The following is a 1,840-nucleotide window of genomic DNA, read 5'->3' on the forward strand; positions in this document are numbered from 1 at the left end:
TCCAACGCTTTTTCGGAAAATGCCGGGTCGTTGATATGGCCGTCAAGCGCGACCAGCGTGACATTGGCGGGAAGGTTCGCGCGCAACTCGGCCACGAAGGCGGCCAACCCTTCGGGATCGCTAAGCGGACCACCATCGCGATCCCATTCGTTGCCGCCTTTGAGCGGCAGCAGCAAAGTGGTCGGCCCCTTGGCGGTGGCAAGTTTCCCGCAGATAATGCGCGCCATGTCGCGTCGCTGTTCCACAGTCATCATGACCGACGAAAGCAGGCGGTTATGGGCGTGCAGTTTCTGCCCGGCAAGCTTGGGCGGAACGTCCTGCCAGCCGACGAAATCGACAAGGTCGTAACAGCCAATGGAAACGATCTGCGGCGTGCCGTTTTGGCCTGCATTGGTCATCCGGTCGCTGCCCGCGCTGATCGACGAGCCCATCAGGTGGTTGCCGACCTCCTGCGGGGCGAAATCGAACACGGCGGCGAAAGCACCCTCTGCCGCGAGGCTCTCGAACGCCCGTCCACCCATGCCTGTGGCGTGGAATACGGCGACTTCGTAGCCGCGTCTTTCCAGTTCAGGTTTCAGCGTGACCATGTAGCGCAGCACTGTCTTGCCGAAAGAGGTCATGCCGATCAGTGGCTTGTCCTTGCGCGGTTTTTCCACCGCGCGCGCAGCCCCCAGCACGGCGCCCGCAGCCTGGCTGAGCGATGCCTTGCAAACCGAATTCAGCCCATAAAGCCCGCCCGCCCAAAGGATCATCTGAATGTCCGCCGGCAGCCGTTCAGGCGGGATCAACGGCGAGAAGGACACCGTCGAGACGATGTATTTCGGCACCCCGACAGGCAGCGCCGAACAGACATCCAGCGCAACATCCGTGCCCATCGTGCCGCCCAGGACAAGCAGCCCGTCGAACTTGCCTTCGGCATAAAGCCGCGCGGCCAGCATGGCTGAACCCTTGGCCATGATCTGCATGGCCAGGTTCTCGTCACCGCCGTTGATGGCCTCCTCGATCCTATGCCCGCCCGCCTCTGCGACTGCGTGTTTTGAGTAATCCGTCGGCACCGACGGGTCGCCCAGCACGCTGACATCCATTGTCAGAACCGCGCCGCCCTGGCCCCGGATTACCTTCGCCAGATAGTTCAGTTCATCGTCCTTGGTGTCATAGGTGCCGACGATCAGAATGGTCTTGTCTGCCAATGTCCCTCTCCCTCGCAATCGCGTCAGATCTTGAACCAGGCGGTTTTAAGATCGAGATATTTATCGAATGCATGCAGTGACTTGTCGTGCCCGTTGCCCGATTGCTTGACCCCGCCCAAGGGCACCGTCATGTCCGAGCCACCATAGGTGTTCACATGCACGATCCCGGCCTGAATGCGCCGCACCATGCGGTGCGCGCGCGACAGATCGGATGTCCAGACAGCCGCTGACAGGCCGAAGTCGGTGCCGTTGGCGATGGCCACAGCCTCATCCTCGGTCTCGAAGGGGATGACCGCCAGAACCGGACCAAAGACCTCGTCGGTCGCCAGCCGGTCCTGCGGGCTGACGCCCGAAATCACCGTTGGCTGCATGTAATAGCCCCCGGTTTCCTCCAGTATCCGCGCGCCGCCAGTGACGATGCGGCGCCCCAGTGCCTTCGCTTCGGCAACGAAGCCCAGGTTCTGTTCAAGCTGCCGTATCGAATTGACCGCACCCGCCGCCGTACCCGGATCAAGCGGGTCGCCCACCTTCATCCCTTCGGCAAAGCGCCCCAGCTTTTCGACGAATTCGTCATGCACGGACCGTTCAACCAACAGGCGCGAGCCTGCGATGCAGACCTGACCCGAGTTGCGGAAAATGCCGTTGGCCGA

General features: G+C 62.0%; 2 protein-coding genes. Both read right to left on the reverse strand.

Annotated features, from left to right (window positions below):
* The coding region (locus tag WBB85_RS03345) for a Tm-1-like ATP-binding domain-containing protein (RefSeq protein ID WP_432637203.1) at positions 1–1,190 on the reverse strand (1,190 nt) is incomplete at its 3' end.
* Between the two features lie 23 nt (positions 1,191–1,213).
* On the reverse strand, positions 1,214–1,840 hold a 627-nt coding region (locus WBB85_RS03350), incomplete at its 5' end, for an aldehyde dehydrogenase family protein (protein WP_432637204.1).

The sequence above is a fragment of the Albidovulum sp. genome (genome assembly GCF_049646345.1).
Lineage (GTDB): Bacteria > Pseudomonadota > Alphaproteobacteria > Rhodobacterales > Rhodobacteraceae > Albidovulum.